Genomic DNA, 1,746 nt, shown 5'->3' on the forward strand with positions numbered 1-1,746 from the left:
TGACTGAGATTCGTAGCGCGCTATCCCTGTCCTTCAGGGCGGGGATAGCGCGTTCAGGCCGGGCGGCGCTGCCCCTCGATGTACTCGCGCAGTATGGACGGCGGCGTGCCGCCGGCCGACACGGCGAAGTACGACGGGGACCAGAAGTGGCCGCGCATACTGTGCTGGTTCACGTGGCCGGTGAACTCGGAGCGCAGCAGTCGCGCCGAGACGCCCTTCAGCGAGTTCACGAGCGCGGACACCGCGACCTTGGGCGGGTACTCGATCAGCAGGTGCACGTGGTCGTCCTCCCCGTTGAACTCGACCAGGAGGGCGCCGAAGTCGTCGCAGACGTCTCGCATGATCTGCGCGCAGCGTTCGATCATCTCGGCGTTGAACACGCCCCGCCGGTACTTCGTCACGAAGACCAAGTGGACGTGAAGCGCGGATACCACGTGTCTGCCACGGCGATATCCGTCGTCTGTCGTCATGAGACCAAGTGTATGATGATGGTCGTGCCGATCGTGCGGTACCGCTACCGCCTCAACCCGACGCCGGGCCAACAGCAGATGCTCGCCCGGACGTTCGGGTGCTGCCGGGTCGTCTACAACGACGCGATCCGGTGTCGCGACGAGGCGTACAAGGCCGGCGAGAAGCTGAGCGCGTCGCAGGTCCAGACCCGTGTGATCACGGAGGCGAAGCAGGCGAAGGTGCGGGAGTGGCTGGGCGAGGTCGCCTCGGTCGCCCTGGTTCAGTCGGTCGGCGACGCGCACAAGGCGCACCAGAATTGGCGGAACTCGCTGTCCGGTAAGCGCAAGGGACCCAAGGTCGGCCGCCCGCGCCGCAAGTCCCGCAAGGACCATCGGCAGTCGTTCCGGCTCACCCGCAACGGCTTCTCGCTCAGGGACGGCGGCGTCTACCTCGCCAGGATCGGCGTGGTCGACGTCGTCTGGTCAAGGGAACTGCCCGCGCCTCCGTCGTCGGTATCCGTGATCAAAGAGCCGGACGGCAGGTACTACGCCTCGTTCGTCGTGGAGCGCGTCGACACGGCGCTCCCGATGACCGACCGCGAGTGCGGTGTCGATATGGGACTCGACATGTTCGCGTCGATCGCCTACAGCGACGGCACCGACGAGAAGGTGTCGAACCCGCGCTACCTGCGTGCCGCCGAACGCAGGCTCGCCCGCGCGCAGCGGGCACTGTCCCGCAGGGCGAAGGGCTCGAAGAACCGGCAGAAGGCGCGCCACCGGGTGGCCGTCGAACACCGGAAGGTCCGCGAGAAGCGGGCCGACGCGCAGAACAAGCTCGCCCACCGGTTGGCCCGCGACAACCAAGCGGTCTACGTCGAAACGCTGGGCATCAAGGGACTGGCCCGCACTCGTCTCGCCAAGTCGGTCAACGATGCGGCGTGGGGACGGTTCCTCGGCAAGGTCAAGAACAAGGCCGACCAGTACGGCCGCCTCTTCCGCCCGCTTCCCCGCCAGTTCCCGTCGTCGCGGATCTGCTCGGCGTGCGGGCACCGGGACGGACCGAAGCCTCTCAAGATCCGGGAGTGGGACTGCCCGCACTGCGGCACGCACCACGACCGGGACCTGAACGCCGCGCGCAACCTCCTCTTCGAGGGTCAGCGCCAGGTCGCCGCTGGGCGGAAAGGTGTGGCTGAGATGCCGCGCCAGGCGGAGACCGAAAACGCCCGTGGAGCCGGTGTTAGTCAGGGCGGAAGCTCTGCTGTCGGTGTCGAAGCGGGAACCCACCGAGGCGATCGCG

The 1,746-nt window shown here is 67.5% G+C and carries 2 protein-coding genes; one reads left to right on the forward strand and one right to left on the reverse strand.

The features are described 5' to 3' along the window. Positions 1–53: 53 nt before the first annotated feature. Positions 54–470 (reverse strand): IS200/IS605 family transposase, encoded by a 417-nt coding sequence (gene tnpA, locus MXD62_RS27415; protein ID WP_248832285.1) that lies wholly within the window; start codon positions 468–470, stop codon positions 54–56. 78 nt (positions 471–548) lie between these two features. On the opposite strand from tnpA, the gene MXD62_RS27420 reads away from it, so the two are divergent. Then, the coding region (locus tag MXD62_RS27420; RefSeq protein WP_248832286.1) for a transposase at positions 549–1,746 on the forward strand (1,198 nt) is incomplete at its 3' end.

Source organism: Frankia sp. Mgl5 (assembly GCF_023242985.1).
In the GTDB taxonomy this organism is placed as follows: domain Bacteria; phylum Actinomycetota; class Actinomycetes; order Frankiales; family Frankiaceae; genus Parafrankia; species Parafrankia soli.

What these genes read in the sequence shown, in the direction of transcription:
- tnpA (WP_248832285.1), bottom strand. Translation starts at nt 470, where the DNA reads ATGACGACAGACGACGGATATCGCCGTGGCAGACACGTGGTATCCGCG.